Here is a 25,324-nt window from a genome sequence, read left to right as displayed (position 1 = left end):
GAATTCTTTTTAATGTGTTATACTAATTTTAGATGACAACAAATTAGAGTGACATAATTGATGAGGGGTGACCAACATGAAGGTGAAAGTAGCGATAAATGGGTTTGGAAGAATCGGAAGAATGGTCTTTAGAAAAGCAATGTTAGACGATCAAATTCAAGTAGTGGCTATTAACGCCAGCTATTCGGCTGAAACGCTGGCTCATTTAATAAAGTATGACACAAATCACGGACGGTACGAAAAAGAAGTTGAGGCTGGAGAAGACAGTCTGATTGTGAATGGAAAAAAAGTACTCTTGTTAAACAGCCGTGATCCGAAACAGCTGCCTTGGCGGGAATATGATATTGACATTGTCGTTGAAGCAACAGGGAAGTTTAATTCAAAAGAAAAAGCGATGGGACATATTGATGCGGGCGCGAAAAAAGTCATTCTGACCGCTCCGGGGAAAAATGAAGACGTTACCATTGTGATGGGTGTTAATGAAGACCAATTTGATGCTGAACGCCACGTGATTATTTCAAACGCGTCATGCACGACAAATTGCCTTGCACCGGTTGTGAAAGTGCTTGATGATGAATTTGGCATTGAGAGCGGTCTAATGACGACAGTACACGCTTATACGAACGATCAAAAAAATATTGATAATCCGCACAAAGATTTGCGCCGCGCCCGGGCATGCGGTGAATCCATCATCCCGACGACAACAGGCGCGGCAAAGGCACTTTCGCTTGTTCTGCCTCACCTGAAAGGAAAGCTTCATGGTCTCGCTTTGCGTGTGCCTGTTCCGAACGTCTCATTAGTTGATCTTGTTGTCGACTTGAAAACGGATGTAACGGCAGAAAAGGTAAACGAAGCATTCAGGCAGGCTGCCAAAACGTCAATGTACGGAGTGCTTGATTATTCGGATGAACCGCTCGTGTCGACAGATTATAATACGAATCCGCATTCGGCGGTTATTGACGGGCTTACGACAATGGTGATGGAAGACAGGAAAGTAAAGGTTCTCGCATGGTATGACAATGAATGGGGCTACTCATGCAGAGTAGTTGATCTCATCCGCCATGTGGCGGCACGAATGAAACATCCATCTGTTGTATAGAATAAGGTCATGGACACAATTTAAGAAAAAACCCTTAACAGCAAATTTCTGAAAAAACGCTTCTTGCAAATTAGACTTAAACACAGTATACTATTTTTCGTGAACTTCTTGCTTGAGACTGTTTCGGGATTACTTAAAGGGTTAGGACCTCTCCGGACTAACTTTCCCCCGTGGTAAATAGCCGACCCAGTTGTTGGAACTTCACTTTTTAATTCTTGTTAAGGGGGGTCCATGACTATGGAAACAATGGGGCGTCACGTTATCTCCGAGCTATGGGGATGCGATTTTGATAAGCTGAATGACATGGATTTTATTGAGAAAACGTTTGTAAATGCTGCTTTAAAATCAGGAGCTGAGGTGCGCGAGGTTGCATTTCACAAATTTGCACCGCAAGGCGTAAGCGGAGTCGTTATCATTTCTGAATCACATTTAACGATTCACAGTTTTCCTGAGCACGGATATGCAAGCATTGATGTTTATACTTGTGGAGACTTAGATCCTAATGTCGCTGCTGACTACATTGCAGAGGCATTACATGCTGATACAAGAGAAAACATTGAAATACCAAGAGGAATGGGGCCTGTGCAGATTAAACAGGCGCAAGCGAAAGTACTATAAAGTAAACACGAACACAAAGGGAGCTGGAGCTAGAAAGCCGTTACGCGCTTTTTAGCTTATGCTCCTTTTATTTTTATGAACAAACAGGGGCGGCCAGCTTTTTCTTTTTTCGTTTTTTTTGTAAAATAAGAAAGAGATATGTCATAAACCGCCTGATGCTGTTAGATACAGCCTAAACAACGGCTCTCCCGACAGATGCCTGTCACATCACTTTTATAGCCGGAGGCTGCCGAATATACATTGCAGGGAACGAAATAGTTGGGAGCTGATTTTATTGAAATGTCCTTCATGCCAGCATAACGGAACACGAGTCCTCGATTCACGGCCTGTGGATGACGGAAAATCCATTCGCAGAAGACGTGAATGCGAAGCCTGCCATTACCGCTTTACTACCTTTGAGAAAGTGGAGGAAACCCCGCTCATCGTTGTAAAAAAAGAAGGCGTGCGAGAGGAATTCAGCAGGGAAAAAATGCTGCGCGGCCTTATTAAAGCATGTGAAAAAAGACCTGTTTCACTCAAGACGCTGGAAGATATGTGTTTTGACATTGAAAAAGAACTGCGCAACCAAGGCTGTTCCGAAGTGAAAAGCGAGTTCGTCGGAGAGATGGTCATGGACCGCCTGGCTAAGGTTGATGAAGTCGCATACGTGCGGTTCGCGTCCGTCTATCGGCAGTTTAAAGATATTAATGTCTTTATCGATGAATTAAAAGATTTAATAAAGAAAGAGCGTTAAAGAGCTAAAAGGATTCTTCTAGCTCTTTTCTCATGTGCAAAATTGGCATTTGATAGATATTCGAAACGGTGTAAAATGAGGGTAGAAACATAATCGGAAGGTTTGAGAATGTATGGCTGACTATTGGAAAGATGTACTGCCTGTAGACCCTTATGTGGTGAAAAGCAAATCAATGCTGCAGGATATTGACAGACAAATTATTACACAACTGTACCAGCCCTTAATCGGCCCTGTTGCATTCTCTCTTTATATGACATTGTGGGGAGAACTTGAACAAAACCGACTGTGGGGCGGAGAATCCACACATAGACAGCTGATGGGAATGACTCAGTCCAATTTGAAAACGATCCATCAGGAACAGGGAAAGCTCGAGGGCATCGGATTGCTGAAAGTATATATGAAAGAATCCGAGCGGCAGGAGCGCCTCTTTATATATGAACTGCTGCCGCCGCTGCGGCCGAATGAATTTTTCGAAGACGGCATGCTGAACGTTTTTTTATATAACAGAGTCGGAAAAACAAAATATCAGCAGTTAAAACAATTTTTTACGCATCCGGCGATTTCAGAAGATGCCAAAGAAATTACAAGGCCGTTTAACCATGCGTTTGAATCGCTGCAGCCGAGTGAATGGAAGCTTACATCCGACATGGAGGAAACGGTGAGACTGGCGACGGGAAGAGAGTATACAACTGTCGGACAGGCTCCGTCCTATACCGTTACAGAGGATGTGTTCGATTTTGATTTGTTTTTAGCGGGGCTTTCGGAGACGATGATTCCGAGAAAAGCAATGACACAGCAGGTGCGGGAAACGATTAAAAAGCTTTCTTATTTGTACGGCATTGATCCTTTGCAGATGCAAAACGTCGTCATGAGCGCGATCGATGAGCATGAAGTGATTACCACCGAAGCTTTAAGAAAAGCGGCAAGCGACTGGTACCAAATCGAGAGGAACGGACAGCTCCCGGACTTAGTGGAGAAAACACAGCCGGTACATCTGCGTGAAGGCGCAAAACCGGCAGAAGAGGATTCGCTGGATAGTGAGCTGATCGCATTGCTGGAGGTCATCTCACCGAAAAAGCTTCTTCAGGATATCGCGGACGGAACCGAACCGTCAAAAGCAGATTTGAAAATTATAGAAGAGATTATGTTTGAACAGAAGCTGGAACCAGGCGTCATAAATGTGTTAATTTATTATGTCATGCTGAAAACCGACATGAAGCTGTCGAAAAACTATATACAAAAAATTGCCTCCCATTGGGCGCGCAAAAAAGTCAAAACGGTCAGAGAAGCGATGAAGCTTGCCATAGAAGAAAACCGCCAGTATCTTGAATGGGCTGAAGGTAAAACGAGCCAAGCTTCTAAACGAAATCAAAAAGTGATTCGCGAAGAAAAACTTCCTGACTGGATGAAAGAAAAGAAATCGGCGTCCGATTCTGAAACCGGACAGCAGATGCTACATGAACAGGACTTGGAAGAACAGAAGAAAAAGATGATGGAAGAAATGAAAAAACTGAAAAAATACTCTGCCTATTAAGAGCAGAGATGCGGGGTGAAGTAATACATGGAACCAATCAGCCGTTCCCTGCAGGGCGTAACCGGCAGACCGGATTTCCAAAAGCGTCTTGAACAAATGAAGGAAAAAGTGATGAAGGATCAGGACGTTCAGGCATTTTTGAAGGAAAATGAAGACGTCATCGATCAAAAAATGATTGAAAGAAGCTTAAATAAGCTTTATGAATATATTGGACAGAGCAAGCACTGCTCTTATTGTTCAGAAGACGAAAACAGCAATAATCTGTTGGAGGGCTACCATCCGAAGCTTGTGATGACCGGCCGCTCTATTGATATCGAGTATTACGAATGTCCGGTCAAACGAAAGCTCGATCAGCAGAAAAAACAGAAGTCTCTCATGAAAAGCATGTATATTCAACAGGATCTTCTCGGAGCGACGTTCCAGCAGGTCGATATTAATGACCCGAGCAGACTTGCAATGTTCCAGCATGTCACGGATTTTCTGAAAAGCTATAATGAGACGGGAAAAGGGAAAGGATTGTATTTGTACGGCAAGTTCGGCGTAGGGAAAACCTTTATGCTCGCCGCTATTGCCAATGAGCTGGCGGAAAAAGAGTATTCCTCCATGATCGTCTATGTGCCCGAATTTGTCAGAGAGCTGAAAAACTCGCTTCAAGATCATTCATTGGAAGAAAAGCTGAACATGGTAAAAACAACGCCTGTACTGATGCTCGACGACATCGGAGCGGAATCGATGACGAGCTGGGTCAGGGATGAAGTCATCGGGACAGTGCTTCAGCACAGAATGTCTCAGCAACTGCCGACTTTCTTCTCTTCTAATTTCTCGCCTGATGAGCTGAAACATCATTTTACGTATTCGCAAAGGGGAGAAAAGGAAGAAGTAAAAGCGGCTAGATTAATGGAGCGGATTTTATATCTGGCTGCTCCGATCCGTCTTGACGGAGAAAACCGCCGCCATTAATAACCGCTGCGGTTCAAAGGGGAAGGAACTGAGAGGGTATGAAACTTAAAACGGCTGTTAAATGGCTGGCAGTGCTTGCGGGAGCAGGCTTGATTTTTTGGGCCAATAAAAGGTATTTAAATCTATCTCCGAAGGAAATCCGAATATGGGTTTTATCGTTTGGCATCTTTGCACCGCTTATCTTTATCGGGATATCGATCGTCAGGCCGCTTGTATTATTTCCGGTATCAGTTATTTCTATTGCGGGCGGTCTCGCCTTTGGCCCGATTCTCGGCACGCTTTACACACTATTCGGGTCGATGTGCGCTTCGGCTGTCTCATTTTTTGCAGCCAGTCTGTTTGCTGCAAAAACGAACAGCCATCATGAAAGGCTGGAAAACATCCAGAAACAGATGGAGGAAAACGGTTTTTTCTATATCTTTCTTCTGCGGATCCTTCCGATTAATTTTGACTTCGTCAGCTATGCGGCAGGGCTTTCTAATGTCAAGGCGCTGCCCTATTTTGCGGCGACGGCTGCGGGAATCATCCCTGGGACCGTTGCGCTGAACGTGCTGGGAGCAAGCTTTTTCACGGGCAATTTGCCCGCCTTCTTTCTCGTCCTCGGATTTTATATCATTTTTATGGCGCTGCCACTTATCTTCAGAAAGAAAATGCAAAACTTGTTTCAAGAATCAAATTAAGATTTGCCTGTGACCTTTACGTCTATTTTAAAAACATCCCCCATATACTTGTAACAGATGCCGTAAGGGGGGACAAACATGCTTGAAATAATCTTTGAAGATGACCAAGATACAGCCGCTTTTTTACATCTCATTCAGCATTCGGACGATCGGGAAAACATCATTGTCCGTGAAAGTATACGAAAAATCGAGATTGAAAAAGCTGAGCCGGCTTTCTCTATTCAGCGTTTTATGGAGCCGATTCTGGTCAAGTTTTTTTTAGAATGCAAAGAAGACGAGCATATGCTGTCGTTGATTGAAGAGACGTATTGTTTCACGGACCAGGATGAGCAGCAGCAAATCCTTCAGCTCGCACACAGTATTATAGAGGGGGAAGCTGATGTTCTTCCGTTTGAACCGATGAAGCCGCCGCGCAAGCAGTATATTTTAGATGAGCTCCGAACGATTTGTTTAGAGGACGAAGTATTTTCAATTCGTTCCTTTCAAATCTTTCGCCTCGGAAAGTACTACGAACAGCTTAGAGAAACTGTGGAAGCGGCAATAGACGAATATAAGATGGAGCAGGAGTACCAAAACTTTATTCAGACACTCAGAGACTACGTAATGGCTAAGCCTCCGCGAATCAAAAAGGTGCACATTGTCCATGACGGTTCGTTTACACTGTGGGAGATGCGCTATGTGCCGGAACGGGAAAAAATGAAATACATAGACAGGCGATTTGTCCGGGATCACCCCATGTACATTGACTCCCATTTGCTTGCGCCGCTGATCTCCATCGCACCTGATGAGGTGGTTCTCTATACAGACCAGCCTGAGCATATGATGGTAAGGACGATTCAAAACGTATTTCAAGAACGTGTGCAAATGCTTCCGCTTCAGGCGTTTTCAAACGCTGAAACACCGGTCAAGCACTCGGAGGGATAAGTGCCGGCAGCCTGTAAACATAAGGCTGCCGCTTAAAAAAAGGAAATACAATCGTGTTGATTTTTTAGAACGAACAATTTATAATACATAGGAGATTAAGATTGACACACGTACTGATAAGGACATGAAGGAATGATACCGGCTTGAAGAGAGGGAAGTCACGGCTGCAAGCTTCCCAGCTAAGGACCATTCGCTTTACCGCCTTTGAACCTCAGCTGTGAACACCTTTAGCAGGGACAGTAATGGCTGACGGGAACTCCCGTTACAGAGTTTAGAGCCGCAAATGCCGGTGTATGGGCTTGCGGAAAAAAGGGTGGAACCACGATTCCGTTTATTCAACCTCGTCCCTTTCATAGGGGGCGGGGTTTTTATATGCAAAAAAAGGAGTGACAAAGATGTCAGATATGGTAAAAATCACATTTCCTGATGGAGCAGTCAAGGAGTTTGCGAAAGGAACAACAACAGAAGATATCGCGGCATCCATCAGTCCGGGATTAAAAAAGAAATCATTAGCCGGAAAACTGAACGGAAAAGAAATCGATTTGAAAACGCCGATCAACGAAGACGGCACTGTGGAAATCATTACTGAAGGATCAGAAGAGGGTCTTGAGATTATGCGCCACAGTACGGCTCACTTACTGGCGCAAGCGATTAAACGCATTTACAAAGATGTGAAATTCGGTGTGGGCCCTGTTATCGAAAACGGTTTTTACTATGATGTAGAAATGGAAGAAGCGATTACACCGGAGGATCTGCCGAAAATCGAGAAAGAAATGAAAAAAATCGTCAATGCGAACCTTCCGATCGTTCGAAAAGAAGTCAGCCGTGAAGAAGCGAAAGCCCGCTTTGCGGAAATCGGCGATGATCTGAAGCTTGAACTGCTGGATGCGATTCCTGAGGGGGAAACCGTATCGATTTATGAGCAGGGCGAATTCTTTGACCTGTGCCGCGGCGTACACGTTCCGTCAACAGGAAAAATCAAAGAATTTAAGCTGTTAAGCCTTGCAGGTGCATATTGGCGCGGTGACAGCAATAATCAAATGCTTCAGCGTGTATACGGAACAGCTTTCTTCAAAAAAGCTGATCTTGACGAGCATCTTCGCATGCTTGAAGAAGCAAAAGAGCGAGACCACAGAAAGCTCGGCAAAGAATTAAAGCTGTTTGCGAATTCTCAAAAAGTCGGACAAGGTCTGCCGCTTTGGCTGCCAAAAGGCGCGACAATCCGCCGCACGATCGAGCGCTATATTGTCGATAAAGAAATCAGCCTCGGCTATGAACACGTTTATACCCCAGTGCTTGGAAGCAAAGAGCTGTATGAAACATCAGGACACTGGGATCATTATCAAGAAGGCATGTTCCCTCCGATGGAAATGGACAATGAAACACTTGTGCTCCGTCCGATGAACTGCCCGCACCATATGATGATTTATAAAAATGATATTCACAGCTACCGTGAGCTTCCGATTCGTATCGCTGAACTTGGCACAATGCACCGCTACGAAATGTCAGGTGCGCTGTCAGGTCTTCAGCGGGTGCGCGGCATGACACTGAATGATGCTCACATCTTTGTCCGTCCGGATCAGATTAAGGATGAGTTTATCCGAACTGTTCGTTTGATTCAGGACGTATATGAAGATTTCGGCTTGCACGATTACACTTTCCGTCTGTCTTATCGTGATCCGGAAGACACAGAAAAATATTTTGATGACGATGAAATGTGGAACAAAGCGCAATCTATGCTGAAAGCGGCAATGGACGAAATTGGCCATGATTATTACGAAGCAGAAGGCGAAGCTGCATTCTACGGCCCTAAACTTGATGTTCAGGTGAAAACAGCGATCGGCAAGGAAGAAACATTGTCTACTGTTCAGTTGGACTTCTTGCTGCCTGAACGCTTCGATCTGACATATATCGGAGAAGACGGCAAGCAGCATCGACCGGTTGTTATTCACAGAGGTGTAGTGTCAACAATGGAACGATTTGTTGCATTCCTTATCGAAGAGCATAAAGGCGCACTTCCAACATGGCTTGCACCGGTTCAGTTCCAGGTCATCCCGGTTTCTCCGGCTGTGCATTTGGATTATGCGAAGCAAGTACAAGAGCGCCTGCAGCGTGAAGGCCTGCGTGTAGAAGTCGACAGCCGTGATGAAAAAATCGGCTACAAAATCCGCGAAGCGCAAATGCAAAAAATTCCGTACATGCTTGTGGTCGGTGACCAAGAAGCAGAAAACGGAGCGGTAAACGTCCGTAAATACGGAGAGCAGAAGTCTGAAACCATTTCACTTGATGATTTTGTGAAAAAGGCTGTAGCTGAAGCGAAGAAATGATAAAAAAAGCATGATCTCATGAAAGAGATCATGCTTTTTTATTTATGTTCTAAAATAGGAAACAAATCATGAAGGCTGCTGATGATGTAATCAGGCGTCACTTCTGTTTCATTTTTCTTATCCGTCCGATTGATCCATACGGTTTTGATACCGGCTCTGGAAGCGCCTAAAATGTCTGTATTCAGGTTATCGCCGACCATGACGGCATCCTCCTTTTGGATATTCATCAGCTGAAGGCAATGCTCGAAAATAGAAGCGTCGGGTTTCCCTTTGCCAAAAGCGCCTGAGATGACAATTTCATTGAAATAAGGGGCGAGCTCAGGCACGCCGGCGAGCTTCTCCTTTTGCAGACTCGGATCGCCGTTAGTCAAAAGCAGCAACTCATATTTTCCTTTTAATTGATCAAGCACATCGAATGTTTCATCGTATACAAACGGGCGTTTTCGGCGCTCCGCTGCAAAAAACTCTCCCAAATATTCACCATATGCCGGATCGTCGACACCCAGCGCTTTCAGGCCGTTTGTCCATGCGTTTCGTCTGTACTCCGGCACAATCTTATTCAGCTTCTGAAACCCTTCACTGATCGGCTCAGAGAAATTCGACCAGAGCCCTTCAAATGGGTTAATGCCGATCATCACCGTATAAGGATATGTCTCGTAAGACATGTACAATTCTCTCGCCGCTTCCCGAACAGCTTCTTCAAATTCCTGCGGGTCAAGACCATATTTTTTCTCGGCCTGTAAACATGTTTCTGCAAATGTTGTTCTGACGCTTTTCTCATCCCAAAGTAGTGTATCATCTAAATCAAAAAATACGGCTTTCATGATCTTCTCCTCTGCTTCAGATTCAATTCTTTCTGCCAAAATGCTCATGTTTATTCTACAATAGATAAAAGCCTTGTGAAATATGTTTTCAGACGATTTTAAAAAAACAGTCAGCCATGAAACGATTTGCCGAAAAATGATAAAATGAAATGGGAAAGAACAGGTGACATAAATGATTCAATTAATGATTATGATGCTGGAAAGGGTAGGAATTATTGTTATATTGGGATTTATTCTGGCTCACACTAAACTTTTCAGACAGGCTCTTCAAAATCCGGAGGGCTACAAAGGAAAGGCTGCACTGATTTCTATTTTTTCTCTTTTCAGCATCATCAGCAATTACACCGGCATCGAAATTCAAAAACATATGATTGTGAACAATGATTGGGTGTTTACAATAGATCCGTCTGGCTCTATTGCGAATACCCGTATTTTAGGCGTTGAAATAGGAGGGCTTTTGGGCGGGCCGTTTGTTGGAGCGGGAATCGGTTTATTAGCAGGCCTTCATCGGTTTTCGCTCGGCGGCAGCACGGCTTTAAGCTGTGCGGTCTCGTCTGTTTTAGCCGGAATTCTAGCGGGGTGGATCGGCCGGTATTTTACGAAGCGCTACCGAATGCCGACACCGCGTATCGCAGCTCTCGTCGGAATCGGTATGGAGTCCTTGCAAATGGTCATTATTTTGCTGATGGCAAAGCCGTTCACTGACGCTTGGGAGCTAGTCAGCATGATCGGGATCCCGATGATCCTCATTAACGGAACAGGCAGCTTTATTTTCCTGTCGATTATTCAAGCCATTATTCGCAAGGAAGAACAGGCAAGAGCGCTTGAAACGCACAGGGTGCTGACCATTGCCGATCAGACGCTTCCTTTTTTCCGTCAAGGGTTAAATGAAAGCTCTTGTAAAAGTGTAGCGTCCATCATTCATAAGATGACTGGAACAGATGCGGTATCTCTGACGGATAATGAGAAAATACTTGCGCATGTCGGAGCGGGAATGGACCATCATATCCCATCTAAAAGCTTGATCACAGGTCTGTCTAAAAAGGTAATTAAAACAGGGCGCATCATGAAGGCTACTTCAGAGGAAGAGATTGAATGCACCCATCCGGAATGCCCTTTGCACGCGGCGATTGTACTGCCTTTGACATCAAACGGGAACACAATCGGAACGTTAAAAATGTATTTTAAAAGCCCGGCCGGTCTCAGTCAGGTAGAGGAGGAGCTTGCCGAGGGGCTTGCCATGCTGTTTTCGACACAGCTTGAGCTCGGTGAGGCTGAGCTGCAAAGCAAGCTTCTGAAGGATGCGGAAATCAAAGCGCTTCAAGCACAGGTTAACCCGCATTTTTTATTTAATGCCATCAATACGATTTCTGCTTTATGCCGGACAGATGTTGAAAAAACCCGTAAGCTTTTGCTGCAGCTTAGTGTGTACTTTCGTTCTAATCTCCAGGGAGCAAGACAGCTGCTGATCCCGCTTTCAAAGGAGCTGAATCATCTTCAAGCCTATCTGTCATTAGAACAGGCGCGTTTTCCCGGGAAATATGAGATTGAGCTTGATATTGACAGCAGGCTGGAGCCAATTGAGATTCCTCCGTTTGTCTTACAGGTACTTGTTGAAAACGCATTGCGGCATGCATTTCCCAAAAAACAAGACATGTGCAAGGTAACGGTTTGTGTCTTATCTGATGAGTCATCCGTCTATATGAAGGTCACGGACAATGGCCGTGGAATTCCGCCGGACGTCTTGCCGGAACTGGGGAATAAACCGCTGCCTTCTAAGGAAGGAACAGGGACTGCGCTTTATAATCTGAATCAGCGGCTGATTGGTTTATTCGGCCAGCAGGCTGCATTACATATCAAGAGTGAGGTACATAAAGGGACAGAGGTTTCCTTTCAAGTGCCTATGCAACAAATGAAAGAGGGAGAAGAACATGCTCAGGGTGTTAATAGTTGATGATGAGATTCTGGCAAGAGATGAACTGGCTTATTTACTCAAAAGGACAAATGAGGAATTAGAAATCAATGAAGCAGAAAATATTGAATCAGCGTTTGACCAAATGATGGATGAAAAGCCTGATTTGCTGTTTTTAGACGTTGATTTATCCGGTGAGAATGGCTTTGATATCGCAAAACGATTGAAGAATATGAAGCATCCTCCGGCGGTTGTGTTCGCGACGGCCTATGACCAGTATGCACTTAAAGCTTTTGAAGTGGACGCTCTCGATTACTTAACCAAACCTTTCGATGAAGAAAGGGTTCGGCAAACAATGAAAAAGTATAAAAAGGTAAAGCGGGAGATTGCTGAACCAGAACAGATCAGCCATGCCAGCCAGCATAAATTAGCCTTATCTGTCGGTGAATCGATTGTGATTGTGGATACGAAAGATATAATCTTTGCGGGAACCGAAGATGGCCATGTCAATGTAAAAACCTTTGATGCTTCTTATTCAGTCAATGATACGCTCGTGGTCATTGAAAAAAAGCTTCCGGAACCTGATTTTCTCCGCGTCCATCGAAGCTTTGTCGTTAATACTGAGTACATCAAAGAGATACAGCCTTGGTTTAATTCCACCTATAACCTGATCATGAAAGACGGATCGAAAATACCGGTCAGCCGGACATATGCCAAGGAATTAAAAAAGCTGCTCCATATTTGACGGGGCGGCTTTTTGTATTTCATCCTTTTTATGCTGCAACTCACCTTAAATATTCGGCAAGTTATCATGTAAGCGCTTAATAGAGAGAAATTCTTATTTATAATGAGGGTACAAAAGAGAAAGAGGTGAAGAAAATGAGTGCTAAAAAAGTGTACGGATTTTTAACACAAGCATTTATTTTTGCCGTCATTATGATGGTTTCCAATATGATTGCCGCTTTTGTCCCAATTCCTATACCGGCGTCAGTTGTAGGATTGGTCTTATTATTTCTCCTATTATGCTTGAAAGTGATTAAACTGGAACAAGTAGAAACGCTCGGAACGTCTTTAACCTCATTGATCGGATTTTTATTTGTTCCATCAGGTATATCTGTTATGAATTCTCTTGGTGTGATGCAGCAATACGGCCTGCAAATCGTCCTTGTCATTCTTCTCGCAACGATTATTTTATTGGGGGCAACAGGATTGTTTTCTCAGCTTATTCTTACACTGAGCGGAAAACGCAAGACTGCCGATGACATAAAAGCAAAAACAGTGCAGCCGCCGCAGAAGAAAAACGAACTTGTTCACCATTAAAAGAAACAGGAGGTTCATGAAATGGAAAGCACAATGAGTCCTTATTTCGGAATTGTCGTATCACTGGCCGCTTTCGGCATCGGCACCTTTTTATTTAAAAAAACAAAAGGGTTCTTCCTTTTCACTCCATTGTTTGTTGCGATGGTGCTTGGAATTGCATTCTTGAAAATCGGCGGTTTCTCTTACGCTGACTATAATAACGGGGGAGAAATCATTAAGTTTTTCCTGGAACCTGCGACGATCGCCTTTGCCATTCCATTGTACAAACAAAGAGATAAACTGAAAAAATACTGGTGGCAAATTATGTCCTCCATTATCGCAGGCTCTATCTGCTCTGTCACGATTGTCTATTTGCTTGCAAAAGGGATTCACCTTGATGAGGCTGTTATGAAAAGTATGCTTCCGCAGGCGGCAACAACGGCGATTGCGCTTCCTTTATCAAAAGATATTGGCGGCATCAGCGATATCACAGCTTTTGCGGTCATCTTTAACGCCGTCATTGTGTATGCGCTCGGCGCTTTGTTTTTAAAGGTATTTAAAGTGAAGAATCCCATTTCAAAAGGGTTGGCTCTCGGAACGTCCGGACACGCACTCGGTGTAGCCGTTGGGATCGAGATGGGTGAAGTCGAAGCCGCGATGGCAAGTATTGCTGTTGTCGTTGTCGGGGTCGTAACGGTTCTGGTCATTCCTGTGTTTATACAGCTGATCGGAGGTTAAGCCAAGGCTGACAGCCTTGGCTTTTTCTATTTTATGGTGCGTCTTCCGGATCGATATATCCTTGTTTAATGCCCCATTCCACTTGATCGTCATGCCACTTTTTTCGTTCTTCATAACCATAACCGTCGTCATCAGGGAGCTCAGAAGCCGGCTGTTGAATGGCATCATCTGTCTGGCTCGGGGAAGATGGCGCATTTTGGCTGTTAGATGAGGATGCCTCATCCTGCTGACGCTGTTCCTGCGCTTGCCGTTCTTTTTCGGCATTTGCTTCCTGCTGTTTTTGGATTGCTGCCTGACGCTGCCTTTCAAGCTCAGCTTGTCTTTCTGCTGCTGCCTGTGCCAATCGTTGCCTTTCCGCTTCTTCCTCCTGTTGTTTCTTTCGTTTCGCTCGCTGCTCTTTTTCGCGTTTTTTCGCTGCAGTGATTTGTCTTTGTTTCTCCGCTTCTTGCTTCGCCTTCAGCTTTCCTAATTCAGTTGCGAGCGGATTCACCATTTTCAATGAAACGGGTTTTAGGTTTTTCAGCTCTTTCTCCAGCTTGTTTTCATGAAACGCTGCGGCTGTGATAACAGTCTCTTCTTTTGGCTCTGAAGATATGCTGTTGCTATTGGAGCAGCCGGTTATTATCAATGTCAAAAATAGAGTAAGCTGTATCGGTTTGTTCATGTGTCGGACTCCCTTCTGGTTCTTATATCGGCTTTTTTAGTATGAGGTTCACTTTGTTTAGCATTTTTTCCTATATGTGGTTTTTGGTAAATTGCGAAATAAGGAGAAGGATGGGGAGGTATATTGGATCTTCGTATAACAGAATCTGGTGCGGAGCATCCGCAGCTTCCGGACTTTATTCATGGCGGGGGTGTCAGCGTCTGGATGTGGGAAGAGCAAATCAGCTATTTTCAGCGTGTTCATTGCCATGGATCGCCGCTGGCTCAGCCAATGCTGTTTAACCAAATCCTTCATGATTGTCTGGAGGGTTTAGAACACTTGCATGCTGGATAAGAATAAAAGATTTTCTTTTTCTCTCTTGCACTCATAAATAACCCGTGTTACAATGAGGAAGTTGTTCCGGGTAAGTCATCCTTGACTAAACATCCGGCATTGTGTAGAATAGTTATTGAATTGAATATAAATCACAAGCAGAAGCACCCGCTTCTCACCTGATTGACACATTCATGTAGTTGGCAGGTTGACCGTACATTTTTATTGATACAGATGTTCGTAGTGTGGGTGTTTTATAATGCCCGCACTTTTTGTTTGCCTGCAGAATGCAGTCAAAAGAGTGTGAATCAATTCGAAGAAACTATGGAGGTGGCTCATTATTAGCAAAGATCAATTGGTTAATGAGGGTATCCGTGCACGTGAGGTCCGCTTAATCGGACAAAATGGCGACCAGCTTGGAATCAAGTCCCGTCAGGAAGCACTTGAAATAGCCGGCCGCGCAAATCTTGACCTTGTGTTAGTTGCAGCAAATGCAAAACCGCCTGTCTGCCGTATCATGGACTACGGAAAGTTCAGATTCGAGCAGCAGAAAAAGGACAAAGAAGCACGCAAAAATCAAAAAATCATTAACTTAAAAGAAGTTAGATTAAGTCCGACAATCGATGAGCATGACTTTAACACGAAGTTGCGCAATGCGATTAAATTCCTTGAAAAAGGCGATAAAGTGAAAGCTTCTATCCGCTTTAAAGGACGCGCAATTACTCATAAAGAAATCGGCCAGCGTGTACTAGACCGTTTTTCTGAAGCATGTGCTGAGGTTGCGACAGTCGAAACAAAACCAAAAATGGACGGCCGCAGCATGTTCCTCATGCTCGCGCCGAAAAACGAAAAGCAATAAGGAGGAAATCCCATGCCAAAAATGAAAACTCACCGCGGATCTGCTAAACGTTTTAAAAAGACAGGTTCTGGGAAGTTAAAACGTTCTCATGCATACACAAGTCACTTATTCGCCAACAAATCTCAAAAGCAAAAGCGTAAGCTTCGCAAGAGTGCTGTTGTAAGCGCAGGAGACTTCAAACGTATCAAACAAATGCTTGCTAACATCAAGTAATCGGACAAGGAACAATTAGGAGGGAAATTTAATGCCAAGAGTAAAAGGCGGAACTGTTACACGTAAGCGTCGTAAAAAGGTTCTTAAATTAGCAAAAGGTTATTTCGGTTCAAAACATACATTATACAAAGTAGCTAACCAGCAGGTCATGAAATCTGGAAACTATGCTTTCCGTGACCGTCGTCAGAAAAAACGTGATTTCCGTAAGCTTTGGATCACTCGTATCAACGCAGCTGCTCGCATGAACGGTCTTTCTTACAGCCGTTTAATGCACGGTCTTAAGCTTTCTGGTATCGAAGTAAACCGTAAAATGCTTGCTGATCTTGCTGTAAACGATCTTACTGCATTCAATCAGCTTGCTGATGCTGCTAAAGCTCAATTAAACAAATAATGATATAGAGCCGCTCTCTAAGAGCGGCTTTTTTATATAAAGGATGAGGGAACATGATGATTGCTGTATATCTAGTTCTGATCAATCTGTGCGGTTTTTGGGTGATGGGCGCAGATAAACGAAGAGCGCAGCACCACAAATGGAGAATTTCTGAAGATCGGCTGTGGCTGATTGCCATTGTGTTTGGAGCGCTTGGTGTCTGGCTCGGCATGCAGACCTTCAGACATAAAACGAAGCACACATCATTTCAATACGGTGTGCCGTTTCTTTTGGTAATTGAAGCGGTGTTGATCGGTATTTATTACAGTCCGTTTGATTTATAAAAAAGCAGAAAAGCGTTTAGCGCTCTTCTGCTTTTTTTGCAAGTTTTATGGGCTGATCCCAGTCAATTTTGCAATCCGGATATCGTTCCAGTACTTTTTCTTCAATGTTCTTAAAATCTTTTGCAGAGAAGTTTTTCAGCTTTTCAGGAGACTCTGTCCATACGAAGATGGTGTGGATGAACAGCGGATGATCCTTGGAAGGAATATGCTTTTCTCCTTCAAAAAGCACGCCTTTATACGTCAATTGAAAGTTCTTTCGGGTATTGTTCTGTTCATCGATAATATAAAAAAGTTCTTTTGATTGGGCCAGCTTCAGTCTTCTCTTTGGATTGGCGACATATTTGACCAAGGCATAAATACAGTAAGCAAATAAAGCAAGCAATAGTATCCGGAGAACCATGATAAACATTGTGTGAAGGCACCTCCCTCATTGTGATGATCTGATGTAATACGAAGTGCATAGAAAAAGGTTTCACTTTTTCTAAAAGAAGTTTGTTAAAAAAGATATACCCGCTTTTTAAGTGAAATAGTCGTATGGTTACCGTCAGGTTTTGTATAATAATAATGCAGGACATATGAGGGAGGTTTTTGGAATCATGGCTAAATTGGATGAAACATTAACCATGCTGAAGGAATTAACTGATGCAAAAGGTATTCCGGGAAATGAAAGAGAAGTAAGGCAAGTGATGAAATCATACATAGAACCATTTGCTGATGAAGTGACAACTGACCGGCTTGGCAGTTTAATTGCGAAAAAAACAGGCGCGGAAAACGGTCCGAAAATTATGATTGCCGGGCATTTGGATGAAGTCGGTTTTATGGTGACACAAATCACCGATAAAGGCTTTATCCGTTTTCAAACTGTCGGCGGCTGGTGGTCTCAAGTCATGCTGGCTCAGCGTGTCACCATCGTGACGAAAAAGGGAGAGGTCACAGGTGTTATCGGATCTAAGCCTCCGCACATTTTATCTGCTGAAGCGAGAAAAAAACCGGTAGACATCAAAGAGATGTTCGTTGATATCGGGGCTTCAAGCCGTGAGGAAGCATTGGAATGGGGCGTACTCCCAGGCGATATGATCGTTCCGCATTTTGAATTTACGGTAATGAACAATGAAAAATTTCTTTTAGCAAAGGCGTGGGACAACCGTATCGGCTGTGCGATTGCCATTGATGTTTTGAGAAATTTAAAAAACACAGATCATCCAAATGTTGTGTATGGCGTTGGAACTGTACAGGAAGAAGTTGGCCTAAGAGGAGCGAAGACCTCTGCGCACACGATACAGCCTGATATTGCTTTCGGTGTTGATGTAGGGATAGCCGGAGATACGCCAGGGATTTCTGAGAAGGAAGCGCAAAGCAAAATGGGAGAAGGACCACAGATTATTCTGTACGATGCATCTATGGTCTCCCACAAAGGACTTCGTGACTTAGTTGTCAATACAGCAGAAGAAGCAGGCATTCCATATCAATTTGACGCGATCGCCGGTGGAGGAACTGATTCCGGGTCCATTCATTTGACGGCAAACGGTGTTCCTGCGCTGTCCATTACCATTGCAACACGATACATTCATACGCACGCTGCCATGCTGCATCGTGACGATTATGAAAACGCGGTAAAATTAATCACCGAAGTCATTAAGAAGTTAGATCGCCAAACGGTTGACGATATTACGTACCAATAAAGATACGGAAGAATCCGCCTTGTGAGGCGGATTCTATTTTTTTGTCTGTACAAATTATGACGGAGTGACTAAAATGAAAGAAGATACCGAAAATTTCCTGAATCTGATCCCGTACGATATGCCGCTCATTTGTAAGGAAAGGAGGATTCAATTTCAGGTTTTGTAAGCGCTTTCTAAAATAAAGGAGGTTTGACAAAATTGAAAAAGAAAAAAGCATGGAAACGGTTCTTTCACTTTTCGAGTGCTGCTCTGACAGCGGGTTTGTTATTGAGTTCCGCTTCACCGGCATCCGCTGCATTCTGGGGAGCGTCTAATGAACTGCTTCATGATCCAACGATGATCAAAGAGGGAAGCTCGTGGTACGCGTTTGGAACAGGTCTTACGGAAGAAAGAGGGCTGCGGGTACTCAAATCTTCGGATGCTAAAAACTGGACCGTGCAAAAATCGATTTTCAGCACACCTTTATCATGGTGGTCCGCTTATGTGCCGAATTACGGCCAAAACCAGTGGGCGCCGGATATTCAATATTATAACGGAAAGTACTGGCTGTATTATTCAGTTTCTTCTTTCGGAAAAAATATCTCTGCCATAGGCCTTGCTTCTTCAACAAGCATCAGCTCGGGAAGCTGGAAAGACGAAGGCTTGGTGATCCGGTCAACGAGCTCCAATAATTATAACGCCATCGATCCGGAACTCACCTTTGACAAGGATGGCAACCCATGGCTTGCGTTCGGCTCGTTTTGGAGCGGAATCAAGCTGACCAAGCTGGATAAGAACACGATGAAGCCTACCGGGTCGCTTTATTCCATTGCGTCGAGGCCGAGTAATGGCGGAGCGCTGGAAGCTCCTACCCTCACATATCAAAATGGTTATTATTATTTAATGGTTTCATTTGATAAATGCTGTGATGGAGTAAATAGTACGTACAAAATTGCTTATGGAAGATCTAAAAGCATAACAGGGCCTTATCTTGATAAAAGCGGAAAAAGTATGCTGGAAGGAGGGGGCACCATCTTAGATTCCGGCAATGAACAATGGAAAGGGCCTGGAGGTCAGGATATTGTAAATGGAAACATACTCGTGCGCCATGCCTATGACGCGAAAGATAACGGCATTCCAAAGCTATTAATCAGTGATTTGAATTGGAGTTCAGGCTGGCCGTCCTATTAAACTGAAAAGCCAGGTGAACACCTGGCTTTTTTTAAAAGAAAAGATTGACAGTATCCTACTGAATTACTATAATGAAGTTGTTCGTACAAATTAATAATAATTCACTAGTTTTCGTTTATTAGTACGTATCTATCATTTTGGAATTGGAAGCGTTTTATTTTATAAGAAAGGGGCAGTTAACATGCTTCAGACAAGAGATTATGAATTCTGGTTTGTAACAGGAAGCCAGCATCTATATGGAGAAGAAACGCTGCAGCTGGTCGACCAGCATGCAAAAAGCATTTGTGAGGGGCTTAGCGGCATTTCTTCCAGATATAAAATTAAGCATAAACCTGTTGTCACTTCCTCGGAAACCATCAGACAGCTGTTAAGAGAAGCGGAGTACAGTGAAACATGCGCCGGAATCATTACATGGATGCACACATTTTCTCCCGCAAAAATGTGGATAGAAGGCCTTTCCTCTTACCAAAAACCGCTTATGCATCTGCACACTCAATACAATCGGGATATTCCGTGGAATACGATTGACATGGATTTTATGAACAGCAACCAATCCGCACATGGCGATCGCGAGTACGGGTACATCAATTCTCGTATGGGACTGAGCCGAAAAGTTGTCGCAGGCTATTGGGATGATGAAGAGGTGAAGAAAGAAATTTCTCAGTGGATGAATACGGCGGCTGCGCTAAATGAAAGCAGACATATCAAGGTTGCCAGATTCGGAGATAACATGCGTCACGTTGCAGTAACGGACGGCGACAAGGTGGGAGCGCATATTCAATTCGGCTGGCAGGTTGACGGCTATGGCATCGGGGATCTTGTCGAAGTGATGAATGGAATTACGGACGATGAGGTCGAAACACTCTATGCAGAGTATGACAAGCTTTATGTCATCAGCGAGGAAACGAAACGAGACGAAGCAAAGGTAGCGTCCATTAAAGAACAGGCGAAAATTGAACTTGGCCTAACCGCTTTTCTTGAACAAGGCGGATACACGGCTTTTACGACTTCATTTGAAGTGCTGCACGGAATGAAACAGCTGCCTGGGCTGGCTGTTCAGAGGCTTATGGAAAAAGGCTACGGGTTCGCCGGAGAAGGTGATTGGAAGACGGCTGCACTCGTCCGGATGATGAAAATCATGGCTGAAGGTAAAAGAACGTCCTTCATGGAGGACTATACGTACCATTTTGAACCTGGAAATGAAATGATTCTTGGCTCACACATGCTGGAGGTGTGCCCGACAGTTGCTTTGGATCAGCCGAAAATTGAAGTTCATCCGCTGTCTATCGGAGGCAAGGATGACCCGGCGCGGTTTGTATTCAATGGCATTAGCGGATCAGCCATTCAAGCGAGTCTGGTTGATATCGGAGGGCGTTTCCGTCTCGTGCTCAATGAGGTAAACGGACAGGAAATTGAGAAAGATATGCCGAATCTGCCTGTCGCCCGCGTTCTCTGGAAGCCTGAGCCTTCATTAAAAACAGCGGCGGAGGCATGGATTTTAGCCGGCGGCGCACACCATACCTGCTTGTCTTACGAATTGACAGCGGAGCAATTGATGGATTGGGCGGAAATGGCGGGGGTCGAAAGTATCTTGATTTCTCGTGATACATCGATTCACAAGCTGAAACATGAATTGAAATGGAATGAGGCGCTTTACAGGCTTCAAAAGTAGAGAGGGGGATGTCACTTGGCTTACACAATAGGTGTTGATTTCGGAACATTATCAGGAAGAGCGGTTCTCGTTCACGTCAAAACTGGAGAAGAGCTGGCCGCTGCTGTCAAAGAATATCCACATGCTGTCATTGATACCGTTCTTCCCAAAACGGGTCAAAAGCTGCCGCGGGACTGGGCGCTTCAGCATCCGGCAGATTACCTGGAAGTCTTGGAAACAACGATTCCGTCATTACTTGAACAGACTGGTGTTGATCCACAAGAGATCATCGGGATCGGAATTGATTTTACGGCATGTACGATCTTGCCTGTCGACAGTGAAGGGCAGCCATTATGTATGCTGCCGGAATTTGAAGAGGAGCCGCACAGCTATGTGAAGCTTTGGAAGCATCATGCCGCCCAAAAGCATGCTGATCGGCTCAATCAAATCGCCGAAGAAGAAGGAGAAGCTTTTTTACAGCGCTACGGAGGAAAGATTTCATCAGAATGGATGATTCCGAAGGTGATGCAGATTGCCGAAGAAGCGCCGCACATTTATGAAGCAGCTGATCGGATGATCGAAGCAGCTGACTGGATCGTGTATCAGCTGTGCGGCTCGCTGAAGCGAAGCAACTGCACAGCCGGTTATAAAGCGATTTGGAGTGAAGAAGCGGGATATCCTTCAGAGGATTTCTTTGAAAAACTTCACCCTGCAATGAAAACGATTACAAAAGACAAGTTAGCGGGATCGATTCACTCAGTAGGGGAAAAAGCAGGCGGGCTGACGGAAAAAATGGCACAGCTGACTGGTCTTCTTCCGGGAACAGCGGTTGCTGTTGCGAATGTTGACGCTCATGTGTCTGTTCCTGCTGTCGGTATCACAGAACCAGGAAAAATGCTGATGATTATGGGAACCTCAACATGCCACGTTCTCTTAGGAGACGAGGTAAACATTGTGCCCGGCATGTGCGGGGTCGTGGACAACGGCATTCTGCCGGGATTTGCGGGGTATGAAGCCGGTCAGTCCTGTGTGGGCGATCATTTTGACTGGTTTGTAAAAACGTGTGTCCCGCAAGCATATAAAGACGAAGCTGAGAAAAAAAACATCAGTATTCACGAGCTGCTGAGCGAGAAAGCAAATCTGCAAGCGCCGGGTGAAAGCGGCCTGCTTGCCCTGGATTGGTGGAATGGAAACCGTTCAACTCTAGTTGATGCTGATCTAACAGGGATGCTGCTTGGCATGACGCTGCTGACGAAACCTGAAGAGCTTTACCGAGCGTTAGTTGAAGGAACAGCATACGGCACAAGGATGATTATTGAAACATTTAGAGAAAGCGGTGTGCCAATTGAAGAGCTGTACGCAGCTGGCGGTATTGCTGAGAAAAACCCGTTTGTCATGCAGATTTATGCGGATGTCACAAACATGGATATTAAAATCTCAGGTTCACCGCAAGCCCCAGCCTTAGGCTCTGCCATTTTCGGCGCGCTTGCGGCCGGTAAAGAAAACGGCGGCTATGATGATGTCACAGAGGCAGCGGCGCACATGGGGAAACTGAAAGATATATCCTATACGCCAAACGCTGAACATGCCGCCGTATATGAAAAGCTATACGCTGAATATAAAGAGCTGGTTCAATATTTCGGAAAAGAGAATCATGTCATGAAGCGTCTGAAAACGATAAAAAATCTTCAATTTTCATCTGCCGCACAAAAGAATTCATAAAGGGTGATGAGCATGCTTGAAACGTTAAAAAAAGAGGTGCTGGCTGCCAATCTGAAGCTTCAAGAGCATCAGCTGGTGACCTTTACGTGGGGAAATGTGAGCGGTATTGACCGTGAAAAAGAGTTAATCGTCATTAAACCGAGCGGAGTCGAATACAGCGAGCTGACAGCCGATGACTTGGTTGTTTTGAATTTGGAAGGTGAGGTCGTAGAAGGCTCGCTCAAACCTTCTTCTGATACACCCACTCATGTTTATTTGTATCACGCGTTTCCGAATATCGGCGGGATTGTTCATACCCATTCTCAATGGGCGACAAGCTGGGCGCAAGCCGGAAGGGACATACCCCCTTTAGGCACGACACATGCCGATTATTTCGACAGTGCGATTCCGTGTACAAGAGAAATGTACGATGAAGAAATTATCCATGACTATGAACTGAATACAGGCAAAGTGATCGCGGAGACCTTTCAGCATCATAAATACGAGCAGGTGCCGGGCGTGCTCGTTAATAACCACGGCCCGTTCTGCTGGGGCACAGACGCCTTAAACGCCATTCACAACGCGGTGGTGTTAGAAACGGTTGCGGAAATGGCGTATCACTCTATGATGCTGAACAAGAATCTCAGCCCGATCAATACTGTTCTCCACGAAAAGCACTTCTATCGAAAACACGGAGCAAATGCGTATTATGGCCAGTCATAATCCCGCAGTGTCACCGGCCGGTTTTCTGATTGACTTGGACGGTACCGTATTCAGAGGAAACGAACTGATCGATGGAGCAAGAGAAGCCATCAGTACACTTCGAAATATGGGAAAGAAAATCGTCTTTTTGAGCAACCGGGGAAATATCTCCCGTGCCATGTGCAGAAAAAAACTGCTTGGTGCCGGTATAGATGCAGATGTAAGCGAAATTGTCTTGTCATCAAGTGTGACAGCAGCCTTTTTAAAAAGAAACTATCGTTTTTCAAAGGTATGGGTGCTTGGAGAACAAGGTTTGATAGACGAACTGAGGCTGGCGGGTGTCCAGACAGCGGATGAACCGAAGGAGGCAGATTGGCTTGTCATCTCACTTCATGAAACACTCACCTACGAAGACTTGAATCAAGCCTTTAAAGCGGCCGCCGCAGGCGCTCGTATAATTGCCACGAACAAAGATCGCTATTTTCCAAATGAGGACGGAAATGCCATCGACGTTGCGGGAATGATCGGGGCGATAGAAGCTTCTGCTCAGGCGAAGACGGAGCTTGTCGTCGGAAAGCCTTCATGGCTGATGGCGGAGGCTGCCTGTACTGCGCTGGGGCTTTCCGCGCATGAATGTATGATTATAGGAGACAGCATTGAATCTGATATCGCAATGGGAAAGCTGTATGGCATGAAGAGCGCTTTAGTGCTGACTGGTTCTGCGAAACCGGGAGAACAGCGTTTATATACGCCGGATTATGTACTGGAGTCCATTAAGGATGTAACCAAACTGGCTGAGGAGGGGATTCTGCTATGAATCATATCGCAGCTGACGTTCAGCGTGCTTTTGAACACGCGGGGGAGATGACATGTCCTCTAGGAGTAGACGAAATTGTTCTTGAAAAACAAGCAGCCGATCGGTTGTTGGATTATGTAAAAAGAAGGAATGATCAGCGTATCGTCCTTGTCTGTGATCGGAATACGCACCGTATAGCGGGGATCGAGTTAGAAGACCGCTTGATAAAGGGAGAGCTTCAGGCGGAGTGCCTGATTATTCCGGAAAATGAAGCAGGAGATGTGGTGGCAGATGAACGATCACTCATTCATGTGCTGGTCCACACGAAAAAATCAACAGATATCATGATCGCAGTCGGTTCAGGGACTATCCATGATATCGTGCGTTTTGCCGCCTTCCAGAGGAGGCTGCCGTTTATTTCATATCCGACTGCCCCATCCGTTGACGGATTTACATCAGCTGGTGCGCCCATTATTTTATACGGTACGAAAACAACCATCCAAACGAAGGCCCCGTCCGCGCTGTTCGCTGATCTTGATATCTTAAAAGCGGCGCCGCAGCCTATGGTGGCGGCCGGGTTTGGGGATATGCTAGGCAAAATGACGTCTTTGGCTGATTGGAACATTTCTCATCAGCTCGCTGGTGAGCCTTATTCACCAATAGGCGCAAAGCTCGTACAAGAAGCACTTGATGCCTGTATCGAACACGCTGAAGACATTGCAATGAAAACGGAAACGGGCATCCGGGTTCTGATGGAGTCCTTAATCGTATCAGGACTTGTCATGCTGGCTTTGGACCATTCCCGTCCTGCATCAGGAGGGGAGCATCATATTTCCCATTGGATTGAGATGGAATTAATGGAGAAAAAACGGCCTCAGATTCTCCATGGGGCAAAAGTAGGTTGTGCGGCCGTTTTATTGACTGACACGTACAGAAAGCTGATCCAGGCTGAAGGGCTGAATGAATTTTCTCCACGTCAAAGGGAAGTCATTCAATCGGCTTATGAAACGCTGCCGGAAGGAAAAAAGCTGGCCGGCTGGCTGAAATCTGCCGGAGGCCCTGCGTATTTTGACGAAATCGGTGTCGGGCAGGATTCCGTCAAGAATGCCTTCAGACACGCGCACACCTTAAGAGACCGCTGCACCGGATTAAGACTCATCAATGAAAACAAAACGCTTGTCAATCATGGTCTTTATTAATAGCCCGCACCTC

27 protein-coding genes and 1 other annotated feature are annotated in these 25,324 nt (G+C 44.9%); of the genes, 24 read left to right on the top strand and 3 right to left on the bottom strand.

Annotated features, from left to right (window positions below):
- The first annotated feature begins 76 nt into the window (after nt 1-76).
- From HC660_RS14585 to thrS, 8 genes are all read left to right on the top strand, one after another.
- Complete coding sequence (locus tag HC660_RS14585; RefSeq protein ID WP_010335261.1) at nt 77-1,099, top strand: glyceraldehyde-3-phosphate dehydrogenase; 1,023 nt, start codon at nt 77-79, stop codon at nt 1,097-1,099.
- Nucleotides 1,100-1,336: 237 nt separating this feature from the next.
- Entirely contained in the window at nt 1,337-1,717 is a 381-nt protein-coding gene (gene speD, locus HC660_RS14580) for an adenosylmethionine decarboxylase (protein ID WP_003223584.1), read from the top strand.
- Nucleotides 1,718-1,991: 274 nt separating this feature from the next.
- Nucleotides 1,992-2,450: a transcriptional regulator NrdR gene (gene nrdR, locus HC660_RS14575; RefSeq protein WP_010335260.1), complete on the top strand. Its 459-nt coding sequence runs from the start codon at nt 1,992-1,994 to the stop codon at nt 2,448-2,450.
- Nucleotides 2,451-2,562: 112 nt separating this feature from the next.
- A complete protein-coding gene (dnaB, locus tag HC660_RS14570; protein ID WP_168748502.1) occupies nt 2,563-3,984 on the top strand; it encodes a replicative helicase loading/DNA remodeling protein DnaB in 1,422 nt (473 codons plus the stop codon).
- A 27-nt stretch (nt 3,985-4,011) separates the two neighbouring features.
- A complete protein-coding gene (dnaI, locus tag HC660_RS14565; protein WP_024122442.1) occupies nt 4,012-4,944 on the top strand; it encodes a primosomal protein DnaI in 933 nt (310 codons plus the stop codon).
- A gap of 38 nt (nt 4,945-4,982) precedes the next feature.
- Nucleotides 4,983-5,624, top strand: a complete 642-nt coding sequence (locus HC660_RS14560) for a TVP38/TMEM64 family protein (RefSeq protein ID WP_168748501.1) — start codon at nt 4,983-4,985, stop codon at nt 5,622-5,624.
- A gap of 78 nt (nt 5,625-5,702) precedes the next feature.
- Nucleotides 5,703-6,548: a putative sporulation protein YtxC gene (gene ytxC / locus HC660_RS14555; RefSeq protein ID WP_168748500.1), complete on the top strand. Its 846-nt coding sequence runs from the start codon at nt 5,703-5,705 to the stop codon at nt 6,546-6,548.
- A gap of 395 nt (nt 6,549-6,943) precedes the next feature.
- The gene (thrS, locus tag HC660_RS14550) at nt 6,944-8,875 is read left to right on the top strand and encodes a threonine--tRNA ligase (RefSeq protein WP_010335257.1); all 1,932 of its coding nucleotides are present in this window, start codon (nt 6,944-6,946) and stop codon (nt 8,873-8,875) included.
- Nucleotides 8,876-8,913: 38 nt separating this feature from the next.
- On the opposite strand, the gene HC660_RS14545 is transcribed toward thrS, so the two are convergent.
- A complete protein-coding gene (locus tag HC660_RS14545) occupies nt 8,914-9,699 on the bottom strand; it encodes an HAD family hydrolase (protein WP_010335256.1) in 786 nt (261 codons plus the stop codon).
- A 172-nt stretch (nt 9,700-9,871) separates the two neighbouring features.
- On the opposite strand from HC660_RS14545, the gene lytS reads away from it, so the two are divergent.
- The 4 genes from lytS (at nt 9,872) to lrgB (ending at nt 13,648) form a co-directional block, all read left to right on the top strand.
- Nucleotides 9,872-11,653 (top strand): two-component system sensor histidine kinase LytS, encoded by a 1,782-nt coding sequence (lytS, locus tag HC660_RS14540; RefSeq protein ID WP_168748499.1) that lies wholly within the window; start codon nt 9,872-9,874, stop codon nt 11,651-11,653.
- Complete coding sequence (locus tag HC660_RS14535) at nt 11,631-12,356, top strand: LytR/AlgR family response regulator transcription factor (protein ID WP_168748498.1); 726 nt, start codon at nt 11,631-11,633, stop codon at nt 12,354-12,356. The genes lytS and HC660_RS14535 overlap by 23 nt, the downstream gene beginning before the upstream one ends.
- 134 nt (nt 12,357-12,490) lie before the next feature.
- Nucleotides 12,491-12,931: an antiholin-like murein hydrolase modulator LrgA gene (gene lrgA / locus HC660_RS14530; protein ID WP_010335253.1), complete on the top strand. Its 441-nt coding sequence runs from the start codon at nt 12,491-12,493 to the stop codon at nt 12,929-12,931.
- Nucleotides 12,932-12,952: 21 nt separating this feature from the next.
- Entirely contained in the window at nt 12,953-13,648 is a 696-nt protein-coding gene (gene lrgB / locus HC660_RS14525; RefSeq protein ID WP_010335252.1) for an antiholin-like protein LrgB, read from the top strand.
- 31 nt (nt 13,649-13,679) lie between these two features.
- Here lrgB and HC660_RS14520 read toward each other — a convergent pair whose 3' ends face one another.
- Nucleotides 13,680-14,312, bottom strand: a complete 633-nt coding sequence (locus HC660_RS14520) for a hypothetical protein (protein WP_168748497.1) — start codon at nt 14,310-14,312, stop codon at nt 13,680-13,682.
- 123 nt (nt 14,313-14,435) lie between these two features.
- On the opposite strand from HC660_RS14520, the gene HC660_RS14515 reads away from it, so the two are divergent.
- The 5 genes from HC660_RS14515 to HC660_RS14495 all read left to right on the top strand — a co-directional run bounded on the left by HC660_RS14515 (nt 14,436) and on the right by HC660_RS14495 (nt 16,410).
- On the top strand, nt 14,436-14,645 hold the full coding sequence (locus HC660_RS14515) for a hypothetical protein (RefSeq protein WP_168748496.1): 210 nt from the start codon (nt 14,436-14,438) through the stop codon (nt 14,643-14,645).
- Nucleotides 14,646-14,774: 129 nt separating this feature from the next.
- Nucleotides 14,775-14,905 (top strand) — a sequence feature (ribosomal protein L20 leader region).
- A gap of 56 nt (nt 14,906-14,961) precedes the next feature.
- Nucleotides 14,962-15,483, top strand: coding sequence for a translation initiation factor IF-3 (infC, locus tag HC660_RS14510; RefSeq protein WP_071543361.1), 522 nt, complete (start codon nt 14,962-14,964; stop codon nt 15,481-15,483).
- Between the two features lie 12 nt (nt 15,484-15,495).
- Entirely contained in the window at nt 15,496-15,696 is a 201-nt protein-coding gene (gene rpmI, locus HC660_RS14505) for a 50S ribosomal protein L35 (RefSeq protein WP_003222418.1), read from the top strand.
- Nucleotides 15,697-15,727: 31 nt separating this feature from the next.
- On the top strand, nt 15,728-16,087 hold the full coding sequence (gene rplT / locus HC660_RS14500) for a 50S ribosomal protein L20 (protein ID WP_003222420.1): 360 nt from the start codon (nt 15,728-15,730) through the stop codon (nt 16,085-16,087).
- Between the two features lie 53 nt (nt 16,088-16,140).
- A complete protein-coding gene (locus HC660_RS14495) occupies nt 16,141-16,410 on the top strand; it encodes a DUF1294 domain-containing protein (protein WP_168748495.1) in 270 nt (89 codons plus the stop codon).
- A gap of 16 nt (nt 16,411-16,426) precedes the next feature.
- Here the strand turns inward: HC660_RS14495 and ysdB are convergent, their stop codons facing one another.
- Nucleotides 16,427-16,819, bottom strand: coding sequence for a sigma W pathway protein YsdB (ysdB, locus tag HC660_RS14490; RefSeq protein WP_168748494.1), 393 nt, complete (start codon nt 16,817-16,819; stop codon nt 16,427-16,429).
- 187 nt (nt 16,820-17,006) lie between these two features.
- On the opposite strand from ysdB, the gene HC660_RS14485 reads away from it, so the two are divergent.
- The 7 genes from HC660_RS14485 (at nt 17,007) to egsA (ending at nt 25,311) form a co-directional block, all read left to right on the top strand.
- Complete coding sequence (locus HC660_RS14485) at nt 17,007-18,092, top strand: M42 family metallopeptidase (protein WP_029441383.1); 1,086 nt, start codon at nt 17,007-17,009, stop codon at nt 18,090-18,092.
- 198 nt (nt 18,093-18,290) lie between these two features.
- Entirely contained in the window at nt 18,291-19,262 is a 972-nt protein-coding gene (gene abnA / locus HC660_RS14480) for an arabinan endo-1,5-alpha-L-arabinosidase AbnA (protein ID WP_168748493.1), read from the top strand.
- A 181-nt stretch (nt 19,263-19,443) separates the two neighbouring features.
- On the top strand, nt 19,444-20,934 hold the full coding sequence (gene araA / locus HC660_RS14475) for an L-arabinose isomerase (protein WP_010335245.1): 1,491 nt from the start codon (nt 19,444-19,446) through the stop codon (nt 20,932-20,934).
- A gap of 15 nt (nt 20,935-20,949) precedes the next feature.
- Nucleotides 20,950-22,635 (top strand): ribulokinase, encoded by a 1,686-nt coding sequence (araB, locus tag HC660_RS14470; protein ID WP_168748492.1) that lies wholly within the window; start codon nt 20,950-20,952, stop codon nt 22,633-22,635.
- A gap of 12 nt (nt 22,636-22,647) precedes the next feature.
- Nucleotides 22,648-23,337 carry an L-ribulose-5-phosphate 4-epimerase gene (araD, locus tag HC660_RS14465; protein ID WP_010335243.1) on the top strand — a complete coding sequence of 230 codons (690 nt, stop codon included), beginning with the start codon at nt 22,648-22,650 and terminating at the stop codon, nt 23,335-23,337.
- On the top strand, nt 23,315-24,133 hold the full coding sequence (locus tag HC660_RS14460) for a sugar-phosphatase AraL (protein WP_168748491.1): 819 nt from the start codon (nt 23,315-23,317) through the stop codon (nt 24,131-24,133). The genes araD and HC660_RS14460 overlap by 23 nt, the downstream gene beginning before the upstream one ends.
- Complete coding sequence (gene egsA, locus HC660_RS14455; protein ID WP_168748490.1) at nt 24,130-25,311, top strand: sn-glycerol-1-phosphate dehydrogenase; 1,182 nt, start codon at nt 24,130-24,132, stop codon at nt 25,309-25,311. Before HC660_RS14460 ends, egsA begins: the two co-directional genes overlap by 4 nt.
- The last annotated feature ends 13 nt before the right edge of the window (nt 25,312-25,324 follow it).

Origin of the sequence: Bacillus mojavensis (assembly GCF_012648005.1) — a bacterium.
Classification (GTDB): Bacteria; Bacillota; Bacilli; order Bacillales; family Bacillaceae; genus Bacillus; species Bacillus mojavensis.
Note: the sequence above shows the minus strand (reverse complement) of the source record. Positions and strands in the feature narration are given on the sequence as shown.